Origin of the sequence: Melittangium boletus DSM 14713, assembly GCF_002305855.1 — a bacterium.
GTDB classification, from domain to species: domain Bacteria; phylum Myxococcota; class Myxococcia; order Myxococcales; family Myxococcaceae; genus Cystobacter; species Cystobacter boletus.
Window position 1 is genome coordinate 8,287,335 of the sequence record NZ_CP022163.1, and the last position, 25,240, is coordinate 8,312,574.

The following is a 25,240-nucleotide window of genomic DNA, read 5'->3' on the forward strand; positions in this document are numbered from 1 at the left end:
GGGTTCTGGGACCTCAGGCGGACGGAGAGGCGCCGCCCGTGCGCATCTTGCTCATCTGCGACTTGAGCAGTTCGGTGTAGAGCCGACGCGGCAGCAGGCGCTTGAGCAGCCACGCCTGACGGCCCTGTGCATGGGGAAGGACGTAGAACTCGCGCTTCTCCACGGCCTGGAAGATCTGCTCCGCGATGTCCCCCGCCGTGAGCTTCGAGCGCGACAGCAGCTTCTCCACGAACTGGCGCGTGCCGGGGTTCGTGGTGCGCAGGGATTCGGCGAGGTTGGTCTTGAAGAAGGACGGGCAGACGAGGCTCACGCCGATATTCGTGCCGACGAACTCGTTCTGCAGCGTCTCGGACAGCGAGACGACCGCCGCCTTAGAGGCGTTGTAGCAGCTCATCCTGGGCATATCGAGCAGCCCGGCCATGGAGGCCACGTTGACGAAGTGACCATGGCCCTGGCGCTTGAACAGCGGCGTGAACACGTGGCAGCCGCGCACCACGCCCAGGAGGTTGATCTCCAGCACCCACTGCCAGTCGGCGATGGGCACCTCGTCGATGGTGCCCGCCTGGGCGACGCCCGCGTTGTTGACCACCACGTCGACGCCGTCCCATTCGGCCGTGAGCCGCGTGGCCACCTCGCGCAGATCCTCCTCGCGGGTCACATCGCAGGTGAGGAAGAGCGAGCGGGGCGAGAGGGCCTGGAGCTCCGCCAGGGCTTCCGCGCCTCGCTGGGCGTGGACGTCGCCAATGCACACCCGCCAGCCGGCCTGGGCATAGCGCAGGGCGATGGCCCGCCCCAGCCCACTGGCTCCGCCGGTGATGAAAACGCGCTTGTGGCTCATGGCTGTCAGCTCCGGGAAAATCCGCGCTTGGCGAGTTCGATGCGGGCGATGACGCCCTTGTGCACTTCGTCCGGTCCGTCCGCGATGCGCAGGCTGCGCGCCTGGGCGAAGAAGCCCGCGAGCGGCGTATCGTTCGACACCCCGGCGCCGCCATGCAACTGGATGGCGTCGTCCACCACCTTCTGGAGCACATTGGGCGCGACGACCTTGATGGCGGAGATCTCCGTCATGGCCCCGAGCGCGCCCAGCTCGTCCAGCTTCCAGGCCGCGTAGAGCGTGAGCAGGCGCGCCTGATCGATGGCGATGCGGGCATCCGCCACGCGCTCCCGGTTGCCGCCCAGGTTGAGCAGCGGTTTGCCGAAGGCGGTGCGTCCCATGCCCCGATCGATCATCAGCTCGAGGGCCCGCTCGGCCGCGCCGATGCAGCGCATGCAGTGGTGGATGCGTCCAGGGCCCAGACGCCCCTGGGCGATCTCGAAGCCCCGGCCGAGGCCTCCAATCACGGCGGAGGTGGGCACCCGGACGTTGTCGAAGCGCACCTCGCCATGCCCGTGGGGGGCATCGTGGTCACCGAAGACCGGCAGCATGCGCTCCACCGTCACCCCGGGGGCGTCCAGGGGCACCAGGACCATGGAGTGTTGCTGCCGGCGGTCGAGGTCCGGATTGGGCGTGTGCGCCATGAAGATGGCGATCCTGGCGTTGGGGTGACCCAGGCCGCTCGACCACCACTTGCGGCCGTTGAGTACGACCTCGTCGCCCTGGAGCACCGCCGTGGCCTGCATGTTGGTGGCGTCCGAGGAGGCCACCTCCGGCTCCGTCATGCAGAACACCGAGCGGATCTCCCCGGCCAGCAGCGGCTGGAGCCACTGCTTCTTTTGCTCCTCGGAGCCGTAGCGCCAGAGCACTTCCATGTTGCCGGTGTCCGGGGCGTTGCAGTTGAAGACCTCGGGAGCGAGGAAGCTGCGGCCCGTCTCCTCGGCGATGGGGGCGTACTCCAGGGTGCTCAACCCGGCCCCGAGCGTCGCGTCGGGGAGGAACAGGTTCCACAGGCCCTCGGCCTTGGCGCGGGCCTTCCATTGCTCCATCTCGGGCGGCACCCGCCAGCGGCGCCAGTCTCCCCCCGCGTGGTCCGCGTGCAATTGCGCCATGTAGCGCGACTCCGCGGGTTCGATGTGCTCGCGCACGAAGCGCTTCACGCGCTCGAGGTAGTCCTTGCTCCTGGCGCTCGGCTCGAAGTTCATCGCGACTCCCTGGTGTGGACCTGGAGCATCCTGATCCGGGGGAGTTGATGAATCCAGTGAATGTTGGTCATGTGTGGTCATGAATCGGGCTCAGGAGTCCTCGCGCCTCACGGGGCTGGATCTCAACCTCTTCCGGGTGTTCGACGTTGTCCTCCAGGAGCGCAGCCTCACCCGGGCCGCGGAAGTGCTCTTCCTGAGCCAGTCCGCCGTGAGCCACGCGTTGGCGAGGCTGCGGGAACAACTCGGCGAGCCGCTGTTCGTCCGGGAGGGGAGGGGGGTGGCGCCCACGCCGCTCGCGGAACGGCTCGCGCCGGAGATCCGCGAGGCGCTCACGCTCCTCCAGCAGGCGGTGCACCGCACCCGCCAGTTCGAGCCCGGGCGGGACGTCGTCGAGCTGGCGATCGCCATGAACGATGAACTGGAGCCCTCCCTGCTGCCCGGGCTCCTCGAGCGCCTGCGGGCGAGTGCGCCGAAGGTGCGTGTCACCAGCGTCCGGGTCGAGCGGGCGAAGCTGGAGCGGGATCTCGCCTCGGGCCGGTTGGACCTGGCGATCGACGTGGCCCAGCCCACGAGTGTCGGACTGCTCCACGCGCCCCTGTTGCGCGACAGCTTCCGCGTGGTGAGCGCCCGGCGGCGCAAGCTGGACCTCGCGGCGTACCTGGCGGCCCGGCACGTCACCGTGTCCTCGCGGCGCACGGGCCTGGCCCTGGAGGATCTGGTGCTCAACCGCCTGGGCCACCAGCGGGAGATCGCCGTGCGCTGTCAGCACTACGAGGCGGCGTGCCGCATCGTCGCGGGCTCGGATCTGCTGCTGACCATGCCCCGGCGCCACGCGGAGGCCATCGCCGCGCCCCTGGGCAACCACCTGCTGCCGATGCCGCTCGAGCTTCCTCCCCTGGAAATCCACCTCTACTGGCACCGGCAGACGGACCTGGACCCCCGGGGCCGATGGCTGCGCGAGCAGGTGCTCGCCCTGACAGAGGCGTGAACCTGGGAACCGAGCTGCGGCCTCGCGGTCTCGCGGATCCCGTCACCCCGGTCTGCTAACCCATGGGCATGACCGACCAGACCCCATTGCCCATCCGCCCCATCGCCCGTGCCCTCGTCTTCGACCCGAGGGACCGGCTCTTGCTGATCGCCTACCAGTCCGTCCACGCGAAGGGGCCGGACGGCGCGCCGAAGACCTTCTGGTTCATGCCGGGCGGTGGCCTGGAGCCGGGCGAGAGCCACGTCGAGGCCTGCAGGCGGGAGCTGTCCGAGGAGATCGGCCGGGAGGCCGAGATCGGCCCCCAGATCGCGGCCTGTGACGGGCCCTTCCGCCTGTTCCGCAGGGCGCGCGACGCGCGGGAGCGCTACTTCCTGGTGCGACTGCCCGACGATCAGGTCGATACCAGCCGCCTCGCCGAGACCGAGGACAACCCGGTGCTTGGCACTCGCTGGTGGACGATTGACGAGCTGAGCGCGACCCAGGAGCACATCGAGCCCGCGGGGCTCGCGGACCTGGCGAGGACGGTGATCGCGGGACATCTCCCCGACCACCCCGTCCTGCTGTCCTGGCGGGACGCCTGAGCCGGTGGACTCCGCCGGCTCAGGCGCCCCGGTTCACGCTCCTCAGGCCTTCCCCAGGAAGCCACACAGGAGCACGGTGAAGATGAACGAGAGGTAGCTGAGCGCCGCGATCCGCCCCGAGCGCTCCCTCGGGCTCCGGGTCCCGAAGAACAGGGCCACGTTGAGGACCGCGACCGCGAGGGGAAGCAGGAAGAGCCAGGCGGCTCCCTGGGAAAGCGTTTCCGCGCTCCAGGGCTTCGTCAGGCCCAGCCACAGTCCCGCGGCCCCGGCGGCCAGGGCGAAGGCGATGAGGCAGCTCGCCACCGAGCCCACCTCATCGGAATACAGCTTCTCTCCTGGCTTCGTGGACCCGGGCCAGGCCGTCTTCCGCATCACCTCCCAGTGCAGGTAGATGCAGATGAGCCCCAGCATGGCGGGCAAACCCCTTGTGTCGAGGGGCCTCCCGGTGCGCTCGGCGTGAGCCACCCAGACGTAGAGCGCCTGACCGACGTGCAGCTGGATGCCCACCCCGATGCTCAGGAACATGCTCCGCTGGTACGCCGCGTTGTTCAGCTCCAGCCACCAGAGGAGCAGGCTGTAGCCCATGATGCCCAGGAGGATGAGCGCCCGTGGCCATGACACCGGCAGGTTCAGCGCCACCAGGAGGACCGCGCACACCGTGAGCACGCCGTACAGGTCCTCGAAGCTGACGTCGCCGCGCACCAGTCCCCGGCTGGGGTTGTAGACCCGGTCGTACTCGTAGTCGCGCAGCTCATCCACGATGCGCATGAAGTACCCAGCGCCCGCCACGCTCACGGCCACGCGCAGCAGGTCCCAGGACAGCGTGAAGCCCTGCCCATCCAGGCGCTGGAAGAGGCCGTCCAATCCCAGGGTCCAGAGCATGAAGCCCACGCCGTAGAACAGGGGAGGGAAGCGCTGCAGGGAGAAGCGCAGGACCGCTTTGCTCCGGGACAGCAGGGCCACCGTCATGACGTCACCAGGGTGACCATTCCCGTCGTGCCGTCCACCCGCACGCGGGCCCCGTCCGGGATGAGGGTCGTCGCGTGAGGCACGCCCACCACCGTCGGGATGCCGAACTTCCGCCCCGCGATGGCCGTATGCGAGAGCATGCTGCCCCGCTCCACCACGATGCCTCCGGAGGCCAGCATCAGGAAGAGCCAGCCGGGATCCGTCTCCTTCGCGATGAGGATGTCCTCCTTGCTCAGCGTGCCCACCGCGCCTGGATCCTTCACGATGCGCGCGAAGCCCTCCACGATGCCCGCGCTCGAGCCGATTCCCTTGAGCAGGGAGGCGTCGCCGCTCACGGCCTCGGCGGCCTGGGGAATGCCGTCCGCCACGCTCCCCACGGTGGTGAAGTCCCGGAGCGGCTGGCGCTTCTGGTTGTCCTGGTGCTCCTGCCGGCGCAGCCGCACGAGCTCGCTCAGCCGCCGGGTGACGCCCCGGCCCTCGAAGTGGTCCAACACCTCGTGCATGGTGAGGTAATGCACGTCCAGCGGCGCCTCGAGCACGCCTCGCTCCGCCATCCGCTGCCCCAGCGCCGCGAACACGCGCTTGCTGAAGCCGAACAGCTGACCGCGCCAGAACCGGCTGTCCTCCCGCAGGCCAATCACCAGGCGCAGCCGCTCCAGCAGTGGTTGGAGCGCGAGCCGGCGCAGCGGCTGTCCCTTCAGGAGTTGACGCAGCTGGGCTTCCGCCTCCGTGCGCCGTGCCTTGTCGGACGCCTTCAACTCCTCCCGGGTGACGGACGTGCGCGCGTAGGACTGGACGATGCGCACCAGCTCCCACGGAGTCTCCCGCAGGTTCGGCCGCTCCACGTTCAGCTCCTGGATGCCCCGGTCCCCGTACTCACGCAGGTGTTCGCGGAACGCCTGGGCGAACGCGGCGGGGACTTCCCTGGCCTCGATCTTCCGCCACACGGCTTCCGCCTCGCCCTCCGCGAAGAGCTTCGACAGGGCGCTGTCCGCGCGCACGGTTTCCGCGAGCGCCACGGCGGAGAGCAGCGAGTGCGTGCTCGCATCCGGCCGGGCCCCGCACAGCAGGCCCACGAGCAGCGCGCTCGGGTCCTCCCCGGTCCACTTGAGCAGCAGCCGGCTCGCCAGCCCGTAGTACGTGTTGATGTACCAGTGGTTGATGAGCGTCAGCCCCCACCAGTTTCCCACCCCGGTCCACAGGCGCCGGAAGTGGTGGATGAGGACCAGCGGATCCTCCTGCTCCGGGGTCAGGGTCCGTATCCCGGCGAGCGTCTGCTTCCACCACTTCTCGTACGCGTCGAAGTCGTGCCGGAACCACGCGGTGGCGCTCAGCGCGCCCGTGATGGCACGTCCCAGGGCAAGCGCGTACTGGGCGGTGCTGGGGAAGCTGTCGCGATGGCCGGGCAACCGGATGAACAGCGAGGTGTCCAGTTGAAGCACGTGCTCCAGATCCCTCATGAAGGGCGCGGCGATGGGGTTCATGCCGTTGACGTGCATCAGGCCCGACAGCGAGTGGTAGACGCGCCCGTCGATGAAGCCCAGCATGTTCTGGAAGGCCGTCTTGTGGTCGTGCAGGGTCCGCGAGTCCGCGCCCCACATGCGGCGCACGAGGTCATAGAAGATGACCTCGTAGAAGTGGCTGGCGAGGGAGTACGTCAGCGGGGTGGTGACGCCCGGGAAGCTCTCCGAGACGTTGGCGCAGCTCCACACGCGAATCTTCCGGAAGTCGAAGGCGATGGGCCGCGACTGGAGGACGTGGAGCGTCCCGTCCTCCGTGAAGGTGCCCTCGATGTCCTGGGGCACGCCGAAGATGTTCTCGATGTCCCGCGCCAGCGCCCCCAGCCGCTGGATCTCCGCGTCCGACAGGCAGGGCGCGTCCCGCAGGGGCTCCGGCACGGGCAGGCAGAGCAGCTCGCCGCCGGGCACGGGGTTCTCGCACAGCATCTCCGCCTTGTGTCCCAGCTCCTGGCCGATGCGGCCCGTCTGGGGATGAAGGAAGTAGTGGTCGACGCCCACCTTCTCCTGCACCACGCCCTCGCCAATCCCGTGGCCCGCGACGATGAGCGTCTTGCGCTCCGTCGTCTTCGGGTCGCACGTGAAGACCACGAACGAGCGGCGCCCCGGAATCATCCGCTGGACGCCCACCGCCACGGTGAGCCCGCGCAGGCCGCGCCCCTGGGCCAGGCGGTAGATCAGTCCCTCCGGGGTGAACCCCGAGGCCCAGCAGCGGCGGATCCGGTCGAGCAACTGGCCGCGCTTGACGTAGAGGAACGTCGAGCTCACGCCCGCGAACGGATCCGTCTCCGAGTCCTCGCTCTCGGCCAGGGAACTGCCCACGACGGAGGCCCGCACCGCCACCGTGGCGTCCGCGCCGAAGGTGCGGTCGAACGCCTCCAGGATGGACGCCTCGCGCTCGGCCCCCAGGGGGACGTCCAGGAAGAGCTGTTCAATGCCGCTGGCGACGCGACGGATGTCCTGCTGGGAGGTTTGGTCCACCATCGCGGTGAGCTGCTCGATGGAGGGGAGGATGGGAGCCGCCACCTGCTGGAACGTCCCGGTGGTGAGGCAGAAGAAGGGAGGGACCGGCAAGCCCCGCTGGGCCAGGCGCTGCTGGCGCGCGAACTTCTGGCCGACGTGCTGGGGGTCGCCGGCCTCGGTCATGGAGACAAGGAGGGGGGTGGAAGACATGATGGTGTGGGTTCCTTCGGGAACGAAAGACATCAAAGGGCAGCTCGGGGGAGCGCCAGGGGGCGGGTCACCAGACCCAGGGAATGAGCCGCTTGCGGCTCGCCGCATACGCCGAGTAGCCCGGGAAAGAGCCGAGCAGCAGCCGCTCCTCGTGCCGGATGCGCAGGAGCACGGAGGGAACCAGGAGCAACACGAACGCGGCGATCCCCGGCACGCTCGAGAAAACGGTCAGGTAGCCCGCGTGCGCCAGCAGCATGCCGGTGTAGGCCGGATGCCGAAGGAGCCGGTACACGCCGTCCGTGACGAGCAGGCTCGCGTCGGGCAGGCGCACCCGGTGCGAATAGGCCCGGCCCAACGTGCGGATGGCGATCAGCCGCAGGGTGACCCCTCCGACGAAGCAGAGCAGTCCCCCGATGCGCACCTCGGGAGGCGCCGCCAGCGCGGGGAACGCCACCGCGAGCACGGCGGTGATCACCCGGGCCACGCCGTAGAACTCGAGCGTGGCGCCATCGCGCTCGGCGACGGGCTTGCCGACCTCTCGATACGTCACGCGGCTCTCGAGCAGCGCCCAGAGCACATAGGCCACCAGCAAGAGGGCCGCCACGGCTCGGCTCTCTTCCGGCGTGCTCTGGACCTGGCGGATGCCCAACGGCACGAGCATCAGCAACCCCGAGACCAGCAGCAGGGTGGGCAGCCAGCGGTGCAGGTGCTTCATGACTGCCCCCGCACGGTGACGCCGGTGAGGATCCCCGAGAAGCAGCAGCGCCCCTCTTGCCAGATCTGCACGAAGGCCCAGGTGCGCTTGCGGCGTCCGTCGCTGCGCACCGGCTCCTCCCACTCGGGGAGCCGGAAGCTGAGGAAGGCACGGACCACCAGGGGAACGCCGATCCGCACGAAGCGCTGAAACTCCATCGAGAGGCGCGTCAGGGTGATGACCCAGTCGAGCGGAAGCCCCACCTCGTGGATGGCCGCGATGGAGGCCTGGCGCGCGATCTCCGTGAGGAGCATGCCCTGTACGTGATCCGACGGATGGTCGAAGACGAACTCGGGCGACTCCGTGAACGCGTTGAACTGCTGGAGCGCACCCACCCGGCAGGCATTGGCGAGCAGCACGTTCGCCGGGTCCTTCTTATGGACGAGCACGGGATCGATGCGCTCCATCGTCCCGGACTCTCCCGCCTCGAACAGATGCCGTCCCTCGGAGACCGGATTGCGGACGGGCACCGAGCTCAGCAGCTCGGAAAGGTGCTCCAACGGCTCCTTTCGCCAGGCGTGACCCACGCTCACGCCCACGGGCGTGGCATCCGCCCAGTCCGCCAACTCCTGGTACTCGGAGGCCCGCTCTCCCAGGTGGAGCCCACAGTGCTGCTGGAGGACCGCGGCCAGGAACTTCGCCTCCTCCACGTTCTTCACTGGGATGCGGCAGGGGTGGTTGATTTCCGGCAGGAGCGGCTCGGGCACGAGCAGGAAGGGGACGGTCTCCGGTGCGTCCACCCGCACGCGGCGTCCGGGTTGGTTTGAAGCCTGTTGCATGACTGTTTTCTCCGACTAAGGGGGAAAACAGCCTAACTTCCAGATCTGACACGACTGTTTCTGGGAGGGGACGGCAGCGGTCGTCAAACACAATCCCAGAAGTTGGGTGATAGGAGTTGCTCCCGAATCCTGGCGCCTCACCGCCCTTCGGATCCATGGCCGTCCGCGAGAGAATGCCACGGGTAGGATCGGGTTCCTTCCCGCGTCCGGTCGTTGCACTTCCACCTACCTGGAAACGGCGATTCCCAGGCGCTGGCGGCTGAACGGGCCCTCCTTCTCGAGATGGCGCATCGCGATCTCGGCGACCGACATATAGGGAATGGTGATCTCGGGGAGCCGCTCGCGCAGACGCGAGAAGAGGAGGGCATCGCTGGGGCTGTCGCTCACATCGATGTCGACGGGCATGACATCGGTGGTGATGCGCAGCTCCTCCAGGGAAGGTCCTTCGGCTGTGTCAATCAAGGGACCAGGGCAAAGCATTGACCAATCGAGCGCCGAGGCGCGCAGCGTCTCATGATTGAGCCGGTGGGTCTGGTAGATCTCCAGCATCCCAGGGAGATCCACTCCCAGACGATCCGTGTGCGGGACGCGCAGCGCGCCGATGCCTCCGACGAACCAGAGCCGCCCGCCTGGGCCCAGTGCGCGCTCCGCCGCCTGAACCACCGTGCGGCCGATGTCGACGAAAGCCTCTCCGTCACGGGCGTGCCCGGCCGAGTTCACGACCGCGTCCGCTCCCTTCATGAGAGAGGCCAGCGCGTCGACGTCTCGTGCATCCGCCTCGGCGAAGGTGAGGGCTGAGGATTCCGGCACCTTCAGCGCCGCCCGCAGCTTCTCGCTGTTCCGGGCGACCGCCGTGACGGTGTGACCCAGACGCACCCCCACGTGTACGAATTCACGTCCAAGCCGGCCCGCGGCCCCTAGCACCACGACTCGAGAAGAAACAACCATTGGAAAACCTCGCGGAGAGAAGGAGAGACAATAGGATTGCCCACGGTTTCAATACCAGAATCGGCTGACCTGGCCCGCCACTCTCCACTACGTCTTCGGCACGGCCATCAGCGCTTCAGTTTGTAGCGCAGCCAGAGCAGGTCCCCCTTGCGCTTCTCGAAGGAGACCAGCTTGAGGTGGCGAGTGGGTCCCTTTCCCTCTCTCGAATCGAAGAGCGACGGGGTGCCGATGGCACCATCCGCGATGGGCGCCACCAGCACGCTCAGCTCGTCGATGAGGTCCGCGGCCAGGAAGGAGCCATTGATTTTCCCGCCACCCTCGAGGAGCAGCTTCTTGATGCCGAACTCCTTCCCGAGCTTTTCGAGCACCTTCTTCAGGTTCAAGTCCGTCTTGCCGCCAAACAGATAGGAGACGCCCTTGGATTGAAGGAAGGCCAGGTAGTCGTCCGAGACCTGCTCCGTGAGGACCGTGATCACGTGCTCCTCATCGATGGAGCTCGACTTCCAGGTGAGCTTGCCGGAGGGATCCAGCGCGATGGCGTAGGACTCCGCATCGCGCCTCGCGATGAAGTCCGTCCTCGGAATCGGCTGCGGTACCTTGCGCGCCGGAACCCTGGCCTTTCCGGCATAGGGCTCCATGGAAATCCGGCCGATCATCCACGCATCGGCGTCGAATGTCTGGGCCGTCCGCTCGTACTCGGCCAGGGTGCTGGGCGAAAGCTTCCAGCCCGAGGTGACGATCCGCCCATCGACGGAGGGCACCATGTGACAAATCACGTACGGCCGCTTCGCTCCATTCATCTGTCGTGTCCTCGTGAAGGCGGTGCGGCCCTCAGGGCGACTTCTTCCCGGAGGGTTGATTGCCGTACTGTACGTCGCTGACCTTCTCCATCCACTCGACGACCTTGCCGTCGAGCTGCTCCTGGATGGCCAGGTGGGTCATGGCGGTGTCTGGTGAGGCGCCGTGCCAGTGCTTCTGGCCGGGCGGGGTCCACACCACGTCTCCCGGGCGAATCTCCTGGACGGCCCCGCCCCAGGCCTGCACCCGGCCGACGCCCGCCGTCACGATCAGCGTCTGTCCGAGCGGATGCGTGTGCCACGCCGAGCGGGCACCGGGCTCGAACGTGACGTAGGCGCCCGCGGTGCGTGAGGGACTGTTCGCCTGGAACAGCGGGTCAACGCGGACGGAGCCGGTGAAGTTTTCGGCGGGCCCCTTGGCGGAGGGCCGCGAACCGTTGCGCGTGATGTGCAGGGCCTGCGTGCCTCCTCGTGAGGCGGCCGGGGAAGTGTCCGGCCCCGAGGCGGCGCCCGCTGGGTTGGCCTGGGCGAACGCCAGGGCGAGCAGCGGAAGGGAGATGACCGTCGTGGCGAGCAATTTCATGTGCATCTTCCGGTTGGGTGATGGGTGGAAACTCAGCGGTCGACCATCGCCATCTGCTGCGGGGTGTAGCGCGGGCCCGCGGTCGCGCCGGGCGGGACGGCCGCGTCGAGCTCCGCGGCCTCGGCGGCGGTGAACACCAGCTCCGCCGCGGCCACGTTCTCCTCCAGGTACCCCGCGCTCCAGGGCGCGCTGGAGCGTGGCGAGGGACTCGCCCTCATCGCGCTCCTCGGGGGTGCCATAGGACTGGCTCATTCCCATGCACCCCAGACCGAGGGCCGAAACCTCGAGTCCCTGTCGTCCGAGCTTGCGTTGGGTCAGCATGATGTCTCCCTTCCAGGTTCGCCGGGCCGCGTGGATTCGGGGCCGGTGCCCCCGTTCACGAATAGAAGTACGCCCTGGGTCCTCGGATGACTACGCCCCAGGGACCAATAGGCTCTTAAGTGGTGCTTAACAGATGAACCGTTCATGGCTCGTGAGGACTCAAGGAGAGTGCACCGCGGGTAGGCCCTCCTCCCCATCCTCCTCATCGCGCGAGCGCTTCGACTCGCCCCGTAGCTTCTGCATGAGCACGTAGAGGCCGGGGATGAAGACGAGGTTGACGACGGTGGACACCAGCATGCCTCCGAAGACCGCCGTGCCCAGGCTGTTGCGCGCGGCGGCGCCGGCACCCTTGGCCAGCATGAGAGGCACCACGCCCAGCAGGAAGGCGATGGACGTCATGAGGATGGGGCGCAGGCGCACCTCGGAGGCCTCGATGGCGGCCTCCACGGCACTGCGTCCCTGCTCGCGCAGCTGCTCGGCGAACTCCACGATGAGGATGGCGTTCTTGCTCGCCAGGCCCACCAGCATGATGAGTCCCACCTGACAGAAGACGTCGTTGGACAGCCCGCGCATCACCTGCAACCCCAAGGCGCCCAGCACCGCCAGGGGCACCGAGAGGATGACCACCAGGGGCAGGGTGAAGCTCTCGTACTGGGCGGAGAGCACCAGGAAGACGAAGAGCAGGCCCAGTCCGAAGATGACGAGCGTCTGGCCGCCGCTCTCCTTCTGCTCGAGGGAGAGGCCGGACCACTCCGCGCCCGTGCCCTGCGGCAGCACCCGCGCGGCCAGCTCCTCCATGGCGGCCATGGCCTGGCCGGAGGAGACGCCGGGGGCGGCCTGACCGTTGAGCTCCGCGGAGCGGAAGAGGTTGTAGCGGCGGATGACCTGGGCGGACGTGGTGGGCGTCACCTTCACCAGCGACTCGAGCGGAATCATCTCCCCGCTGTCACTGCGCACGTAGAAGGCGCCGATGTCCTGCGGCGTGTCGCGGAACTGCTGCTCGGCCTGCAGGTAGACGCGGTAGGTGCGGCTCGCGTAGTTGAAGTCGTTGACGTACTGGCTTCCCATGTAGAACTGCAGGGTGCCGAAGATCTGCTCGATGGGAACGCCGAGCGACTTGGCCTTCTGGCGGTCCACTTCGACCTTCAGCTGCGGAGTGTCCGCCGTGAACGAGGTGAAGATGCCGCGCACGCGGCTGTCTTCACTGCTCGTGCCCACCAGATCCTGTGCGGCGGTGGCCAGCTCGGACAGCTCGCGCCCGCCGGAGGTGTCCTCGACCATGAACTGGAAGCCGCCCACCGTGCCCACTCCGCGGATGGCCGGGGGCAGCAACGGCACCACCCTCGCTCCGCCGAGCTGCGCCAGCGGACCGCGCAGCCGCTCCACCATCGCGGCCACCGAATGCTCCTCACCCTTGCGCTGCTCCCAGGGCTGGAGGTTCACCCAGACCTGGGCCAGGTTGGGACCGTTGTTGCCCAGCGCGCTGCCGACGAGGACGAACACGACGCGCGTTTCGGGTTGCGCGCGCACGATTTCCTCCACCTCCTGGATGACCTTCTCCGTGCGGACGAGCGGCATGCCCTCGGGCCCCTGCACCGAGATGATGAAGTAGCCCTGGTCATCGTCCGGGATGAAGCCGGTGGGCACCATGCGGAAGAGGGCCACCGTGGCGCCGAGGAAGGCGATGAAGACGAGCAGCACCGCGATCGGGTGCCTGAGCAGGCGGCGCAGCATCCCGCCGTAGACCCGCTTCGTCCCGTCGAGCACCTGGTCCACCTTGCGGAACACAATCCACTTCGGCCCGTGGTGGTGCTTGAGCAGCAGTGCCGAGAGGGCGGGGGTGAGCGTGAGAGCGCACACCGTGGACAGGCCCACCGAGGCGGCAATGGTGAGGGCGAACTGCCGGTAGATGATGCCCGTGGTGCCGGGGAAGAGGGCCACCGGGACGAACACCGCCACCAGCACGATGGAGATGGCCACCACCGCGCCGGCCACCTCCTTCATGCCCTCGCGCGCGGCTGCCCGGGCACTGAGGCCCTTCTCCACCATCAGTCGCTCGATGTTCTCGATGACGACGATGGCGTCGTCCACCACCAGGCCCGTGGCCAGGGTGAGGCCAAAGAGCGTGAGGGTGTTGATGGAGAAGCCGAACAGCTTGACGAAGGCGAAGGTGCCCACGAGTGACACCGGGAGGGTGAGCGCGGTGATGAGCACGCTTCGCCAGCCGTGCAGGAAGAGGAAGATGACGAGGATGACCAGGGCGATGGCCTCCACCAGCGTCTTGAGCACCTCGTTGATGGAGGCGCGCACCGCGAGCGTCGTGTCGGTGGAGGCGCGGTACTCCAGCCCCGCGGGAAACTGCTGTGCGAGCCGCTCCATCTCCTGGACCACCGCGTCGCGAACTTCCAGCGCGTTCGCGGTGGGCAGCTGGTTGATGCCAAGGCCGAGGGCGGGGCTGCCGTTGAAGCGCAGGCGCTGGTTGTAGTTCTCGGCCCCCATCTGCGCGTGGCCGACGTCCTTCACCCGTACCAGTCGGCCGTCGGGGCTGCGCTGCACGACGATTTCGTCGAACTCGGAGGGCTCGACGAGACGTCCGATGGCACTCACCGCGAGCTGGTAGGCCTGGTCGTCGCTGCTCGGGGGCTGGCCCACCTGGCCGGCGGCGACCTGCAGGTTCTGTTCCTGGAGCGCGCGCGCCACGTCCTGGGGCGTGAGCTTGCGGCGGGCAAGCTCCGTGGGGTCCAGCCACAGGCGCATGCTGAACTTGCGCTCGCCGAAGAGGCGCACGTCGCTCACCCCCCGCACGCGCTTGATGGCGTCCTTCAAGTTGACGTCGGCGTAGTTGCTGATGAAGACGGAGTCGAAGCGCGCATCCGGGCTGAACAAGCCGAAGGAGATGAGCAACTGGTTGGCGCCCTTGTTGACGACGATGCCCGTCTGGTTCACCTGCGAGGGTAAGCGTGCCGCGGCGCGGCCCACGCGGTTCTGCACGTCGACCGTGGCCACCTCGATGTCGCGGGTGGGCTCGAAGGTGATGGTGATCGAGCTGGTGCCATCGTTGCTCGAGGTCGAGGAGATGTAGCGCATGCCCTCGACGCCGTTGAGTTCCTGCTCGAGTGGAATGGTGACGGCGCTCTCCACCACCTCGGCGCTGGCGCCCACGTAGGTGGCCGTCACTGTCACCTGGGGCGGCGCGAGCTCGGGATACTGCGCGATGGGCAAGGTGGGGATGGCGATGGCCCCCACCAGGGTGAGCAGGATGGAGATGACGGCCGCGAACACGGGCCGGCGGATGAAGAAGTTCACCATGACGTGCCTAAGGGCGTCCTCCGGTCGGACCCGCGCCCTGGGCTGCCTGGGCCTGGGATGGGCTCTTCGGCTTCACTGGCGCACCACCGCCAGTGCCGGCAGTTGCAGGGTCTCGCGGGTGGAGTAGATGAGGCGCGCGCGCACCAGTTCGCTGGGGCGCAGGTCCACGGTGTTGCGGAAGGCCGCTTTCACCTCGACCAACTGGGTGCGCGGGTCGGCCTGGGGGGCGACGAAGAAGAGGGGACTGGAGATGAGCACCTTGCCCTGGGAGTCGAGCACCTCCAGCGGTGTCTCGGGCCGCAGCGTGCGGGCACGCTCGGAGGGCACCGCCACGCTCACCTCGGACTTGCCACCGCAGCCAGACACTCCCGCCGCGAGCGCGGCCCCCCACAGTCCCACCATCAGCGCCTTCAGGGGACGTACCCTTCTCACCAGTCGCACCGGGCCTCCGTCGGAAATGCGTCCAGGCGCGCCTGGACAAGCTCGAATTCACGCGGCGCCAGCGTCAGCTCCGCCCGGCGCAGGGCCGGGGTCGAGAGCAGCGCCAACAGGAGCAGGGCGGGACGAAAGGACATGGGGACCGGGCCGTGGCTATTTCAGGGTCGCGGTGTCGATCACGAACCGGTACCGGACGTCGGAGGCGAGCACGCGCTCGTAGGCCTCGTTGATCTTGCTGGCCGGGATGACCTCGATGTCGGCGCCGATGTGGTGCCTGGCGCAGAAGTTCAGCATCTCCTGGGTCTGGCGGATGCCGCCGATCAGCGAACCCGCGAACGACCGGCGAGGCATGAGCAGGGAGAACACGTTGACGGAGAGCGGCTCCGCGGGTGCACCCACGTTGACCAGGGCGCCGTCCAGGGCCAGCAGTGACAGGTAGGCGTCGAGGTCGATCTTCGCGCTCACCGTGTTCACGATGAGGTCGAACGAGCCGGCGAGCTTCTTGAATGTCTCCGGATCCTTCGTGGCGTGGTAGTGGTCCGCGCCGAGGCGCAGGCCGTCCTCCTTCTTGTTGAGCGACTGCGACAGGACGGTGACGTCGGCACCCATCGCGTGCGCGAGCTTCACGGCCATGTGCCCGAGCCCGCCCAAACCGACGACGGCCACCTTCTTGCCGGGGCCGGCGCCCCAATGGCGCAGTGGCGCGTACGTCGTGATGCCTGCGCACAGCAGCGGTGCGGCGGCGTCGAGCCCGATACCCTCGGGAATCTTGAGGACGAAGTCCTCGGTCACGACGATGTGGGTGGAATAGCCGCCCTGGGTGAGCTGGCCGTCCTTCCCGATGCCGCCGTAGGTCAGGGTGCTCCCCTTCAGGCAGTGCTGCTCCTCACCCTTGCGGCAGTTCGCGCACTCGCCGCAGGAGTCGACCAGGCAGCCGACGCCCACGCGGTCGCCGACCGCATGCCGGGTGACCTTGGAGCCGACCTGGGTGACGATTCCGGCGATCTCATGGCCGGGGACGACGGGGTAGTTCGCCGAACCCCACTCACTGCGAGCGTGGTGGATGTCGGAGTGGCAGATGCCGCAGAACTTGATCTCGATGAGGACGTCGTGCGGGCCGAGTTCCCGGCGCTCGATGGTCGTCGGACCGAGGGGATTTGTCGCGGCCGTGGCCGCGTAGGCATGGACGGTGAGCATGTGTCTCCAGATTTTCGTGGGCTCGGGGCCATTGCGCCCCGTTCACGAAGAGAAATACGCCCCGAGTCCGCGGATGACTACGCACCAGGGAGCCAATAGGCTCTTAAGCCGTGCTTAACAGTGAGGCCCGCGCTCCTCGGTAGCGTCGTCGCATTCGTACCGATGGCCCGGCGCCGGAAGGGACTCTCGCGATGAATACGGCTCTCCTCCCGCAGCTCCAGGTGTTCCTCGTCGTGGCCCGCCTGCGCAGCTTCAGCGGCGCGGCGCGCGAGCTCGGTGTCTCCACCCCCGCGGTGAGCCAGGCGGTGCGGCAGCTCGAGGAGCAGCTGCGCGTGGTGCTGCTCACCCGCACGACGCGCAGTGTGTCGCTGACGGACGCGGGCAGGCGGCTCGTGGAGGGCGCGGGCCCGGCTTTGGGACAGGCACTCGCCACCCTCACCGAGGTCTCCGCTCAACCGGGAGAGGCGGTGGGCCGGGTGCGGCTGTCGGTGCCGCGGACGGCGGTGCCCTACGTCATCACCCCGGTGGTCCCCACCTTCCGCGAGCGTCACCCGCGGGTGGAGGTAGAGGTCGTCATCGAGGAGCGCTTCGTGGACATCGTGGCGGAGGGCTACGACGCGGGCGTGAGGCTGAGCGAGGCCATCGAGCGCGACATGGTGCAGGTGCGGCTCACCGACGCGTTCCGCTTCGTGGTGGTGGGCGCGCCCGGCTACCTCGAGCGCCACGGGACGCCCCAGCGGCCCGAGGATTTGCTGCGCCACGAGTGCATCACCTTCCGCATGCGGAGCACCGGGGCGCTCTATGCCTGGGAGCTGGAGCGGGGCCGCAGGAACTGGCGTGTGCCGGTACGCGGGGGCGTGGTCACCAACGACAGCCAGCTGAGCGTGGCCCTGGCGGAGCAGGGCATGGGGCTGGCGTACGCCGTCGAGCCCATGGTGGCGGAGCAGCTGCGCACCGGGCGGTTGAAGCGGGTGCTCGAGGCCTACGCGCCCACGGTGCCCGGCTTCTTCCTCTACTTCCCCAGCCGTGCGCAGCGCTCCCCGGCGCTGCGCCTCTTCGTGGACGCGGCCAGGGAGCTGGCCAGGCACGTGCTGTGAATCACGAAGCCCCCGCTCAACGGCCTATTTCGCCGTGTTCAGCGATCGACCCTTGCCTGGAGGTGCGGGGGATACCGCTCTCCTTGGACTGGGATCTTGGAGAGGGCGCCCTCGATGTCGCGGAGCTCGTCGGGCGTCAGCTCAACGGCCGCCGCTCCGACGTTCTCGTCCAGGCGATGCGGCTTGGTGGTGCCCGGGATCGGCACGATCCACGGCTTCCGGGCCAGCAGCCAGGCGAGCGCGAGCTGGGCACGTGTCACCTGCTTCCGGGCCGCGATTTCGCCGAGAAGATCCACCAAGGCCTGGTTCGCCTTTCGAGCCTCCGGAGTGAAGCGCGGGACGATGTTGCGGAAATCCTTGCTGTCGAACGTCGTGCTCTCGCTGATCGCGCCCGTGAGGAAGCCCTTGCCGAGCGGGGAAAAGGGCACGAAGCCGATCCCGAGCTCCTCCAGGGTCGGCAGGAGCTCCTTCTCGGGTTCACGCCACCACAGGGAGTACTCGCTCTGGAGGGCGGTGACCGGCTGGATCGCATGCGCGCGCCGGAGGGTCTGCACGCCGGCTTCGGACAATCCGAAGTGCTTGACCTTGCCTTGCTGGATCAGCTCCTTCACCGCGCCCGCGACGTCCTCGATCGGCACGTTCGGATCGACGCGGTGCTGATAGAAGAGATCGATCCGGTCGGTCTTGAGCCGCTTGAGCGCCGCCTCGGCGACTTCCTGGATGTGCTCCGGCCGGCTGTTCATGCCGCTCTGCCCGCCGTTGGAATCGAACTCGAACCCGAACTTGGTGGCGATCACCACCTGGTCCCGGAAGGGGGCGAGGGCTTCGCCCACGAGCTCTTCGTTCTTGTAGGGGCCGTAGGCCTCGGCGGTGTCGAAGAAGGTGACGCCGCGCGCGAAGGCCGTCCGGATCAGCTTGATGGCCTCCTGCGTGTCCGTTGCCGGGCCATAGCCATAGCTCAGCCCCATGCAGCCGAGGCCGATGGCCGAGACTTCCAGTCCGCTGTTTCCAAGTCCGCGCTTCTGCATTGTGATTCCTCCTTGGAGAGAAATAACCCCCGGTCCCTCGGAGGACTACGCACCCTGGAGCCAATAGGCTCTTAAGCGTCGCTTAACAGTGAGGCGACAGATCCTGGTCGCGGGGCAGACCGTCCAGGCTCCATCGGTACACGGGGAGGGCCGAGAGCAGGAGGCCGGCGGCGCTGTCCACGAACACGGAATAGTTGAAGGGCGCCCGGTATCCCGCGAAGAACAACATGCTGACAGCGAACAGCAGGGTCAGCACGGAGCTGCCCAGGGCCGCGAGCCGGGTCTTGTATCCCGCGATGAGCAACACCCCGAACACGACCTCCGCCCCGGTGGCGATCGCCCCCAACACCTCGGCGAGGGGCCTGTTCACGTAGGGCATGAGGGAGTGGGTGTAGTCCACGAAGTGGCTCCAATTCCCCCAGCCGACGTTGGGCTCGCCGGGAGAACCGAGCAGGCCCAGCCGATCCATGACCGGCAGGAGGAAGCCAATTCCAAGCGCCAGACGCAGGTACAATTGAGCGAAATGAGCAACGGGAAGCGTGTTCTTCATGACCCGACCGGAGGGGGTGGAGGCGCGAGACGATGCGCGCGGCCCGGGCGGCGAAACAGCACCAAGAATGAACACGGCGCCTGTACCATTCCAGCACATCCCACATGATGGGATGCTCAGAAGTAGTAGCCCGTGTTGATGTTGAACCGTGTCTCCCAGGGAGCGGTGGGCGAGCCCTCCACCAGCGCATCGCCGTAGTGCGTGCCAAGCCAGGGGTTGTTCTTGCCCGTGGCCAGGTCCACGTACGTGAAGACCGGGCCCGTGTTGATGAGCGCGCCGATCGTGTTCTGGTACCCGGTCGCGTACCCGGCCTTCGCCTTCTTGAGCAGGCTGAAGTCGTTGTGGATGGCGATGCGCGAGAGGATGCCCCTCGGGTCGATGGGCAGGGTGTAGGACACGCCCGCCGCCACGAGCGTCCCCTGGCTGGCCACCTTGTAGGGCGCGTCGTAGGCGCCCATCGTCACGAAGCTGTTGTCCGAGCCCTCGGGATTGGCGGGCCGGAAGGCGTAGTGCAGCGCCTCGAGCTTCACCTTGCAGGGGCCATAGATGCCCTCGATGTGCGCGGCGGCGGCCCAGCGCCAGCCCATGCGGTGGGTGACGGCGTTGTACAACTGGCCCGCCTGGGCGGAGAGGCCCAACTCGGTGGTGGATGTCAGCCCGTGCGTGAAGAGGTAGGTCGCCCGCGCGTTGAGCTGGTTCGTCTCCGAGTTGGCCTGATCCACGCCCAGGGAGGCCTCGGCGGGGTTGGCCATGCGTACCGGCACGACGTCATAGGAATAGCGCGCGCTGGCCGTGCTGCGGCCGGTGTAGCTGCCCTCGTCGTTCTTGTAGAAGGCGAACTGCAGGTTCCAGGGTCCGTGGGTGTGGATGAGCTTGAGCCCCAGGTCACTGTCGTCCTCGAAGCCCAGATAGTAGGGCAGGGAGGCGAACCAGTTGTGCGACGCGAGGGGCAGCAGGCCGAAGGGCGCGCGGTGCACGCCGGCTTGCAGTTGGGTGTTCTCGGAAAACGTGTAGGTGACGAAGCCGTGTCGCAGCAGCGAGTAGCCCGAGTAGAAGCGGTAGTCCGCCGAGAGCTGGAGGTTGGACAGACGGCCGTTGGCGGTGAGCTGGAACACATCGAAGACCACGTCGCCCCAGCGCCGGCGGTTGGGCTCCTGCCCCTCCCAGCTCTTGATGAAGTAGCTGAAGCGCAGCGAGCCTCCTACCCGGAACTCATCCGGAAGAGGTAGCGCCTGGGCATGAGCCTCCCCTTGCAGCACATACCCCAGTGCGGCGACGGCGGCGGGCGAGATGAAACGACGCATGAGCGGTGACAATGCGAACTCCTGGCCCGAGCGGAGGACGCCGCGGGGGACCGAGTGGTTTGTGAACCTTCTCCCGAGTCTGCCTTTCAGCGAGGGCCCGCCGGGTGGCGGCTGTCTGGAGTGGTTGACAAGGTGTCCGTTATAACGGATAAGCCTCCGCCGTGCTTCCTTGATGTGGCCCCGCGTGGCCCTCCTGCTGGGGTTTCTCCATGGCCATGTCCCGTTCGCCGGTCGTCGCTTCACGCCGCCATGAAGGCGTCCTCGGGACCTGCCTCTTCGCGCTCCTGCGCGTCGTGCTCGTCGTGTGTTCGCTGCCGATGTCAGCCATGGCGGATGATTGCACCCGGGTGCGTATCTCAGACGTCGGCTGGACGGATGTTTCAGCGACGACCGCACTCGCCGTGGAAGTGCTCCGCGATCTGGGATACGAGGGCCACGTCGAACTGCTCTCGCTGCCCGTCACGTTCGTGGGTCTGGGCAACGGCGACATCGACGTGTTCCTCGGCAATTGGATGCCCGCGCAGACGGATGCCATCAAGCCGTACATGGAAGGCGGCCAGGTGGTGGACCTGGGGGTCAACCTGGAGGGAGCGCTCTTCACGTTCGCCGTGCCCACGTATGTCTGGGAGGCGGGCGTCAAGTCAGCGGCGGACCTGGCGGCACGCAAGGCTGAGTTCAAGGGACGCATCCATGGCATCGCGCCCGGGAGCGCCGCCAACCGCATGGTGCTCGACCTGATTCAGCAAGGCACCTATGGGCTCGAGGGCTGGAAGCTCCTGGAGTCCAGCGAGCAGGGCATGCTCGGCGAGGTGCGACGGGCGGTCGCGAGCGGGGAGTGGATTGTCTTCTTCGGCTGGGCACCTCATCCCATGAACAGCCAGATCGCCATGAAGTACCTCGGCGATCCGTTGGAGAAGTGGGGAGTGGGTGGCGGCGCGTCCGTGGTCCACACGGTGGCGAACAAGGGCTTCGTGGAGCGCTGCCCGAACCTCGTGAAGCTCTTCCAGAACATGAAGCTCACCACCGAGATCGAGGGTGAGTTGATGGGGCGCATCCTCGATGACAAGCTTTCGCCCGAGCAGGCCGCGCGGGAGTGGCTCCGCGCCCACGCCGATCAGGCCGCGGCGTGGACGCTGGGCGTCCGGCCCGCGCGCGAGGTGGCCGCGAGCGCCACGGCGGAAACCTCGCTGGTGCCCGCGCACACGCTCCCGCTCGGTGACTGGCTCGAGCGGGTGATCCAGTTCATCACGGCCCATTTCACGGAGGAGCTTCGGGGCATCTCCCAGGCGGTCACCTGGTTTCTCGAGAGCAGCGTGCATCTGTTGTTGCGCGTACCGCCGCTGGTCTTGATTGGAGCCACCGCCCTGCTCACCTATGCGCGGAGGCGTGGGATCGCGCTGGCCGTATCCATCGCCGCGGGTGGCTTCTTGATCTGGGATCTGGGTTACTGGCAGCCGACGGTGGAGACGTTGGTGCTGGTGCTGATGGCCACCGCCCTCTCCCTGCTGCTGGGTATTCCCCTGGGCATCGCCGCCGCCCGGTTCCCTCGGTTCTACGCGGTCCTGCGGTTGTTGCTCGATCTCATGCAGACCATTCCCACCTTCGTGTATCTCATCCCCACGCTGATGTTGTTTGGGCTGGGAGTGGTCCCCGGACTCCTGTCGACCGTGGTGTTCGTCCTCCCGGCCCCCATCCGCCTGACGTATCTGGGCATCACCAGCGTGCCCAGGGAGATGATCGAAGCGGGAGAGGCGTTTGGCGCCCGGCCCTTGCAACTCCTCATGAAGATCGAACTTCCCTACGCGCGAACGGCGATCATGGAAGGCGTGACCCAGGCCTTGATGCTCTCGCTGTCCATGGTGGTCATCGCCGCGCTCGTGGGCGCGGGAGGGTTGGGGTCCAGGGTCGTGCGCGCCCTCAACGCGGTGGACATCCGCCAGGGGTTCGAGGCGGGGCTGGTCATCGTCATCCTGGCCATCCTGCTGGATCGGATGTTCAAGCTCCCGGCGCGGCAACACCCCCTCTCCTGACCGCCCCTGATGGGAGTCCGTGCGTGAATGACGCGGAGACGATGATCAACGTCGAGCATGTCTACAAGGTCTTCGGCCCCTCGCCGCGGGACGCACTCGCCCGCCTGGACCGAGGGGAAGATCGGGAATCCATCCGCAAGGCCACCGGCAACGTCATCGCGCTCGCGGACGCCTCGCTCGAGGTGAGGCGGGGAGAAATCCTCGTACTCATGGGGTTGTCGGGCTCCGGGAAATCAACGCTCCTGCGCTGCCTGAACAGTCTCGTTCGGCCTGATCGAGGACGCGTCCTCATCGAGGGCACGACCAGCCAGCTCGATCCCACCGCCGCGGACGCGGAGACGCTGCGCCAGATCCGGTTGACGCGGATCTCCATGGTCTTTCAGCGGCACTCGCTCCTGCCCTGGCGCACGCTGCGCCAGAACGTCGCCCTGGGGCTCGAGTTCCGCGACCTCGGCCGTGCCGAGATCAACGCGATCGTGGACGAGAAACTCGAGCTCGTGGGCCTGGGCGACTGGAAGGACAAGTATCCGGAGGAGCTGTCCGGAGGAATGCAGCAGCGCGTGGGTCTGGCCAGGGCACTGGCCACGGACGCGGACATCCTCCTGCTCGACGAGCCCCTGAGCGCGCTCGACCCGTTGATCCGCATGCGGATGCAGGACGAGCTCCTGGCCCTTCAACGCATGCTCAAGAAGACGATGATCTTCGTCAGCCATGATCTCGACGAGGCGTTGAGGCTCGGCTCCCGCATCGCCCTCATGGAGGCCGGGCGCGTGGTCCAGCTCGGGACTCCGGAGCAGATCGTCACCTCGCCCGCGACGGAGTACGTGAAGCGGTTCGTGGCCAACGTCAACCCGCTCTCCATCCTCCGCGGCGACTCGCTGATGCAGCCCCTCTCGAGCCTTCCACGTGACCCGGCCGATGCGCGGGTCCTCCTGCTCGACAGGGCCGGGTCTTGCCGCTGCACGTTGAGCGCGGAGGGCCGGCCCGCGGCGCTTTCGATTCGAGGCCATGCGGCTCGTCTGGTTCCCTACGATGAGACACTGGCGCTCAAGGCCCTCTCCGAGGACGTGCTCATCTCCGGCCCCCTCGAGACGAGCATGCGCACCGCCCTCGCCGTGAACCACGCCACGGGCCGCCCCATGCTCCTCCTGGATGGCGACGGCCGGCTGCGCGGGGTCATCAGCGAATGGGACCTCCTGCGCGCGATGGCGGAAGATCGCGCGGGGAAGCCCACGGAGCTGGGCGGTGACGCCTGATCACCGCCCCGTGAGTCAAGGGAAGCGGGACCGGCGCTCGATCTCGTAGATGGGCAGGTTGTTGCGGATGTACGCCTTCGAGGCGTCCACGAGCGGCTGATGATCCCAGCTCACGTTCGCTCCGCGCATCACCTCGGCGAGGTAGCGCCGGCGCCTCTGGCTCTCCAGCACCTGGCCTCGCAGCCGGGCCACGTCCCAACGAGCGCGCGCCTCGGCGCGAAACGCCTGCAGCTCGGAGTCATGCGCCGGGGCGTCCGCCAGGTTGTGCAGCTCATGCGGATCGGCATCGAGGGCATAGAGCTGATCCGGATCCCCGTCACACGTGACGAACTTGCGGGAGCCTCGTCGAATCATGAAGAGGGGCGTGCGCGTGCCCTCGGCGAAGTACTCGCCGATCGCTTCATCCCGGCCTTGCTTGCCCGAGAGTTCTGGCAGCAGGGAACGGCCTTCCAGGGGGGTGGGGTAATTGAATCCACCCCCGCCGCTCGCGAGGTCGATGAGCGTCGGCAGCAAATCGATATGAGAGGTGGCGGCCGCGACGCGCCTCGGAGAGAACGCGGAGGGGAAAGAGACGATGAGGGGAACACGGGCCGAGTGCTCGAACCAGCTCATCTTGTACCAGAGGCCGCGCTCGCCGAGCATGTCGCCATGATCGCTCGTGAAGATCACGACGGTGTTCTCGGCCTGTCCGGACTCCTCGAGCGCCCGCAGAAGCGCGCCCACCTGGTCGTCGATGTAGCTGACCGCGCCGTAGTAGGCGTGCCGCGCGTTGCGGATCTGCTCGGGTGTCGGTGCCGGATTGTTCATCCCGATCGCGCGCCGCAACCGGTCCGAGTGCGGATCGAATGGAGCGTCCCGTTCGCCAACCCGTGGCATGTCGATCTCCGCCGGGTCGTACTTCGACCAGTACTCGGGGCGGATCGTGTAGGGATCATGCGGGTTGATGAAGGAGGCGACGAGGCAGAAGGGCTGTCCGGAATCCCGCCGCGCATGGTCGAAAAGATAGCGCGTCGATGTGAATGCGACCTCATCGTCGTAGTCCAGGTTGCTCGAACGGACGCAGGGGCCGGCATTGCGCACCACATCCATGGTGTGGAACCAATCGAGCACCCGCGCGGAGTCGTCCCAGTCCGGCGTCCAGGTGAAGTCGGAAGGGTAGACGTCGGTGGTGAGCCGCTCATGGAAGCCGTGGAGCTGATCGGGACCACAGAAGTGCATCTTGCCGCTCAAGCAGGTGCGGTAGCCGAGGCTCGAGAGGTAATGCGCGAAGGTGGGGATTTCGGCGGAGAGTTCCGTGGCGTTGTCCCAGGCTCCGATCTGGGACGGCAGCCGCCCGGTCATGAGGGAGTAGCGGGCGGGGGCGCAGAGGGGGGCGTTGCAGTAGGTGGCGTCGAAGACGACGCCCTGGTCGGCGAGCCGCTGGAGGGTGGGCGCTTTCACCACGCGGTGCCCATAGGTTGGCAGGAACTGTGGCGCGAGCTGATCGGCCATGATGAAGAGGATATTCGGACGGGTCTTGTTCATGTGCGTTCTTGACTTGAT

At 67.5% G+C, this 25,240-nt stretch carries 22 protein-coding genes and 2 pseudogenes; 5 read left to right on the top strand and 19 right to left on the bottom strand.

Features of this window, described 5'->3' with window-relative positions; genetic code table 11:
- Positions 1-13 precede the first annotated feature (13 nt).
- Both MEBOL_RS34315 and MEBOL_RS34320 read right to left on the bottom strand, forming a co-directional pair.
- Entirely contained in the window at positions 14-838 is an 825-nt protein-coding gene (locus MEBOL_RS34315; RefSeq protein ID WP_095981376.1) for an SDR family oxidoreductase, read from the bottom strand.
- A 5-nt stretch (positions 839-843) separates the two neighbouring features.
- On the bottom strand, positions 844-2,079 hold the full coding sequence (locus MEBOL_RS34320; RefSeq protein WP_095981377.1) for an acyl-CoA dehydrogenase family protein: 1,236 nt from the start codon (positions 2,077-2,079) through the stop codon (positions 844-846).
- 79 nt (positions 2,080-2,158) lie between these two features.
- On the opposite strand from MEBOL_RS34320, the gene MEBOL_RS34325 reads away from it, so the two are divergent.
- Positions 2,159-3,067, top strand: coding sequence for a LysR family transcriptional regulator (locus MEBOL_RS34325; protein WP_095981378.1), 909 nt, complete (start codon positions 2,159-2,161; stop codon positions 3,065-3,067).
- Positions 3,068-3,135: 68 nt separating this feature from the next.
- Complete coding sequence (locus MEBOL_RS34330; RefSeq protein WP_095983174.1) at positions 3,136-3,648, top strand: NUDIX hydrolase; 513 nt, start codon at positions 3,136-3,138, stop codon at positions 3,646-3,648.
- 42 nt (positions 3,649-3,690) lie between these two features.
- Here MEBOL_RS34330 and MEBOL_RS34335 read toward each other — a convergent pair whose 3' ends face one another.
- The 13 genes and pseudogenes from MEBOL_RS34335 to MEBOL_RS34390 all read right to left on the bottom strand — a co-directional run bounded on the left by MEBOL_RS34335 (position 3,691) and on the right by MEBOL_RS34390 (position 16,433).
- Positions 3,691-4,617 carry a hypothetical protein gene (locus MEBOL_RS34335; RefSeq protein ID WP_245919107.1) on the bottom strand — a complete coding sequence of 309 codons (927 nt, stop codon included), beginning with the start codon at positions 4,615-4,617 and terminating at the stop codon, positions 3,691-3,693.
- Complete coding sequence (locus tag MEBOL_RS34340) at positions 4,614-7,307, bottom strand: PEP/pyruvate-binding domain-containing protein (protein WP_095981379.1); 2,694 nt, start codon at positions 7,305-7,307, stop codon at positions 4,614-4,616. Before MEBOL_RS34340 ends, MEBOL_RS34335 begins: the two co-directional genes overlap by 4 nt.
- A gap of 67 nt (positions 7,308-7,374) precedes the next feature.
- On the bottom strand, positions 7,375-8,022 hold the full coding sequence (locus MEBOL_RS34345) for a methyltransferase family protein (RefSeq protein WP_095981380.1): 648 nt from the start codon (positions 8,020-8,022) through the stop codon (positions 7,375-7,377).
- Positions 8,019-8,840, bottom strand: a complete 822-nt coding sequence (locus tag MEBOL_RS34350) for an AfsA-related hotdog domain-containing protein (protein ID WP_095981381.1) — start codon at positions 8,838-8,840, stop codon at positions 8,019-8,021. The genes MEBOL_RS34345 and MEBOL_RS34350 overlap by 4 nt, the downstream gene beginning before the upstream one ends.
- 225 nt (positions 8,841-9,065) lie before the next feature.
- Positions 9,066-9,788, bottom strand: a complete 723-nt coding sequence (locus tag MEBOL_RS34355) for an NAD(P)-dependent oxidoreductase (protein WP_095981382.1) — start codon at positions 9,786-9,788, stop codon at positions 9,066-9,068.
- Positions 9,789-9,895: 107 nt separating this feature from the next.
- The gene (locus MEBOL_RS34360) at positions 9,896-10,588 is read right to left on the bottom strand and encodes a RibD family protein (protein ID WP_095981383.1); all 693 of its coding nucleotides are present in this window, start codon (positions 10,586-10,588) and stop codon (positions 9,896-9,898) included.
- Positions 10,589-10,619: 31 nt separating this feature from the next.
- The gene (locus MEBOL_RS34365) at positions 10,620-11,168 is read right to left on the bottom strand and encodes a (R)-mandelonitrile lyase (RefSeq protein WP_179956339.1); all 549 of its coding nucleotides are present in this window, start codon (positions 11,166-11,168) and stop codon (positions 10,620-10,622) included.
- A gap of 32 nt (positions 11,169-11,200) precedes the next feature.
- Positions 11,201-11,386 carry a hypothetical protein gene (locus MEBOL_RS34370; protein WP_095983177.1) on the bottom strand — a complete coding sequence of 62 codons (186 nt, stop codon included), beginning with the start codon at positions 11,384-11,386 and terminating at the stop codon, positions 11,201-11,203.
- Positions 11,337-11,486 (bottom strand): annotated as a pseudogene (locus MEBOL_RS43380) (aldo/keto reductase); the annotation flags it as partial. The pseudogene MEBOL_RS43380 and the gene MEBOL_RS34370, both read right to left, overlap by 50 nt.
- A 162-nt stretch (positions 11,487-11,648) precedes the next feature.
- Positions 11,649-14,798 (bottom strand): efflux RND transporter permease subunit, encoded by a 3,150-nt coding sequence (locus tag MEBOL_RS34380; RefSeq protein WP_095981384.1) that lies wholly within the window; start codon positions 14,796-14,798, stop codon positions 11,649-11,651.
- A gap of 75 nt (positions 14,799-14,873) precedes the next feature.
- Positions 14,874-15,140, bottom strand: a pseudogene (locus MEBOL_RS34385) (efflux RND transporter periplasmic adaptor subunit); the annotation flags it as partial.
- Between the two features lie 86 nt (positions 15,141-15,226).
- Positions 15,227-15,373, bottom strand: a complete 147-nt coding sequence (locus MEBOL_RS41580) for a hypothetical protein (RefSeq protein WP_157823843.1) — start codon at positions 15,371-15,373, stop codon at positions 15,227-15,229.
- Between the two features lie 16 nt (positions 15,374-15,389).
- Positions 15,390-16,433: an NAD(P)-dependent alcohol dehydrogenase gene (locus tag MEBOL_RS34390; RefSeq protein ID WP_095981385.1), complete on the bottom strand. Its 1,044-nt coding sequence runs from the start codon at positions 16,431-16,433 to the stop codon at positions 15,390-15,392.
- A gap of 191 nt (positions 16,434-16,624) precedes the next feature.
- Here MEBOL_RS34390 and MEBOL_RS34395 point away from each other — a divergent pair, with 191 nt between their 5' ends.
- A complete protein-coding gene (locus MEBOL_RS34395) occupies positions 16,625-17,530 on the top strand; it encodes a LysR family transcriptional regulator (protein ID WP_095981386.1) in 906 nt (301 codons plus the stop codon).
- A gap of 38 nt (positions 17,531-17,568) precedes the next feature.
- Here MEBOL_RS34395 and MEBOL_RS34400 read toward each other — a convergent pair whose 3' ends face one another.
- The 3 genes from MEBOL_RS34400 to MEBOL_RS34410 form a co-directional block, all read right to left on the bottom strand.
- Positions 17,569-18,558 carry an aldo/keto reductase gene (locus MEBOL_RS34400; RefSeq protein WP_095981387.1) on the bottom strand — a complete coding sequence of 330 codons (990 nt, stop codon included), beginning with the start codon at positions 18,556-18,558 and terminating at the stop codon, positions 17,569-17,571.
- Positions 18,559-18,640: 82 nt separating this feature from the next.
- Entirely contained in the window at positions 18,641-19,108 is a 468-nt protein-coding gene (locus tag MEBOL_RS34405) for a DoxX family protein (protein WP_095981388.1), read from the bottom strand.
- Between the two features lie 116 nt (positions 19,109-19,224).
- Positions 19,225-20,412: a hypothetical protein gene (locus tag MEBOL_RS34410; RefSeq protein ID WP_245919110.1), complete on the bottom strand. Its 1,188-nt coding sequence runs from the start codon at positions 20,410-20,412 to the stop codon at positions 19,225-19,227.
- 209 nt (positions 20,413-20,621) lie between these two features.
- Here MEBOL_RS34410 and MEBOL_RS34415 point away from each other — a divergent pair, with 209 nt between their 5' ends.
- Both MEBOL_RS34415 and MEBOL_RS34420 read left to right on the top strand, forming a co-directional pair.
- Positions 20,622-22,442 (top strand): glycine betaine ABC transporter substrate-binding protein, encoded by a 1,821-nt coding sequence (locus MEBOL_RS34415; RefSeq protein WP_245919112.1) that lies wholly within the window; start codon positions 20,622-20,624, stop codon positions 22,440-22,442.
- 23 nt (positions 22,443-22,465) lie between these two features.
- Positions 22,466-23,698: a quaternary amine ABC transporter ATP-binding protein gene (locus MEBOL_RS34420; RefSeq protein ID WP_245919114.1), complete on the top strand. Its 1,233-nt coding sequence runs from the start codon at positions 22,466-22,468 to the stop codon at positions 23,696-23,698.
- Positions 23,699-23,713: 15 nt separating this feature from the next.
- On the opposite strand, the gene betC is transcribed toward MEBOL_RS34420, so the two are convergent.
- A complete protein-coding gene (gene betC, locus MEBOL_RS34425; protein WP_095981389.1) occupies positions 23,714-25,222 on the bottom strand; it encodes a choline-sulfatase in 1,509 nt (502 codons plus the stop codon).
- Between the last annotated feature and the right edge of the window lie 18 nt (positions 25,223-25,240).

What these genes read in the sequence shown, in the direction of transcription:
- MEBOL_RS34315 (WP_095981376.1), bottom strand. Translation starts at nt 838, where the DNA reads ATGAGCCACAAGCGCGTTTTCATCACCGGCGGAGCCAGTGGGCTGGGG.
- MEBOL_RS34320 (WP_095981377.1), bottom strand. Translation starts at nt 2,079, where the DNA reads ATGAACTTCGAGCCGAGCGCCAGGAGCAAGGACTACCTCGAGCGCGTG.
- MEBOL_RS34325 (WP_095981378.1), top strand. Translation starts at nt 2,159, where the DNA reads ATGAATCGGGCTCAGGAGTCCTCGCGCCTCACGGGGCTGGATCTCAAC.
- MEBOL_RS34330 (WP_095983174.1), top strand. Translation starts at nt 3,136, where the DNA reads ATGACCGACCAGACCCCATTGCCCATCCGCCCCATCGCCCGTGCCCTC.
- MEBOL_RS34335 (WP_245919107.1), bottom strand. Translation starts at nt 4,617, where the DNA reads ATGACGGTGGCCCTGCTGTCCCGGAGCAAAGCGGTCCTGCGCTTCTCC.
- MEBOL_RS34340 (WP_095981379.1), bottom strand. Translation starts at nt 7,307, where the DNA reads ATGTCTTCCACCCCCCTCCTTGTCTCCATGACCGAGGCCGGCGACCCC.
- MEBOL_RS34345 (WP_095981380.1), bottom strand. Translation starts at nt 8,022, where the DNA reads ATGAAGCACCTGCACCGCTGGCTGCCCACCCTGCTGCTGGTCTCGGGG.
- MEBOL_RS34350 (WP_095981381.1), bottom strand. Translation starts at nt 8,840, where the DNA reads ATGCAACAGGCTTCAAACCAACCCGGACGCCGCGTGCGGGTGGACGCA.
- MEBOL_RS34355 (WP_095981382.1), bottom strand. Translation starts at nt 9,788, where the DNA reads ATGGTTGTTTCTTCTCGAGTCGTGGTGCTAGGGGCCGCGGGCCGGCTT.
- MEBOL_RS34360 (WP_095981383.1), bottom strand. Translation starts at nt 10,588, where the DNA reads ATGAATGGAGCGAAGCGGCCGTACGTGATTTGTCACATGGTGCCCTCC.
- MEBOL_RS34365 (WP_179956339.1), bottom strand. Translation starts at nt 11,168, where the DNA reads ATGAAATTGCTCGCCACGACGGTCATCTCCCTTCCGCTGCTCGCCCTG.
- MEBOL_RS34370 (WP_095983177.1), bottom strand. Translation starts at nt 11,386, where the DNA reads ATGAGGGCGAGTCCCTCGCCACGCTCCAGCGCGCCCTGGAGCGCGGGG.
- MEBOL_RS34380 (WP_095981384.1), bottom strand. Translation starts at nt 14,798, where the DNA reads ATGGTGAACTTCTTCATCCGCCGGCCCGTGTTCGCGGCCGTCATCTCC.
- MEBOL_RS41580 (WP_157823843.1), bottom strand. Translation starts at nt 15,373, where the DNA reads ATGTCCTTTCGTCCCGCCCTGCTCCTGTTGGCGCTGCTCTCGACCCCG.
- MEBOL_RS34390 (WP_095981385.1), bottom strand. Translation starts at nt 16,433, where the DNA reads ATGCTCACCGTCCATGCCTACGCGGCCACGGCCGCGACAAATCCCCTC.
- MEBOL_RS34395 (WP_095981386.1), top strand. Translation starts at nt 16,625, where the DNA reads ATGAATACGGCTCTCCTCCCGCAGCTCCAGGTGTTCCTCGTCGTGGCC.
- MEBOL_RS34400 (WP_095981387.1), bottom strand. Translation starts at nt 18,558, where the DNA reads ATGCAGAAGCGCGGACTTGGAAACAGCGGACTGGAAGTCTCGGCCATC.
- MEBOL_RS34405 (WP_095981388.1), bottom strand. Translation starts at nt 19,108, where the DNA reads ATGAAGAACACGCTTCCCGTTGCTCATTTCGCTCAATTGTACCTGCGT.
- MEBOL_RS34410 (WP_245919110.1), bottom strand. Translation starts at nt 20,412, where the DNA reads ATGCGTCGTTTCATCTCGCCCGCCGCCGTCGCCGCACTGGGGTATGTG.
- MEBOL_RS34415 (WP_245919112.1), top strand. Translation starts at nt 20,622, where the DNA reads ATGGCCATGTCCCGTTCGCCGGTCGTCGCTTCACGCCGCCATGAAGGC.
- betC (WP_095981389.1), bottom strand. Translation starts at nt 25,222, where the DNA reads ATGAACAAGACCCGTCCGAATATCCTCTTCATCATGGCCGATCAGCTC.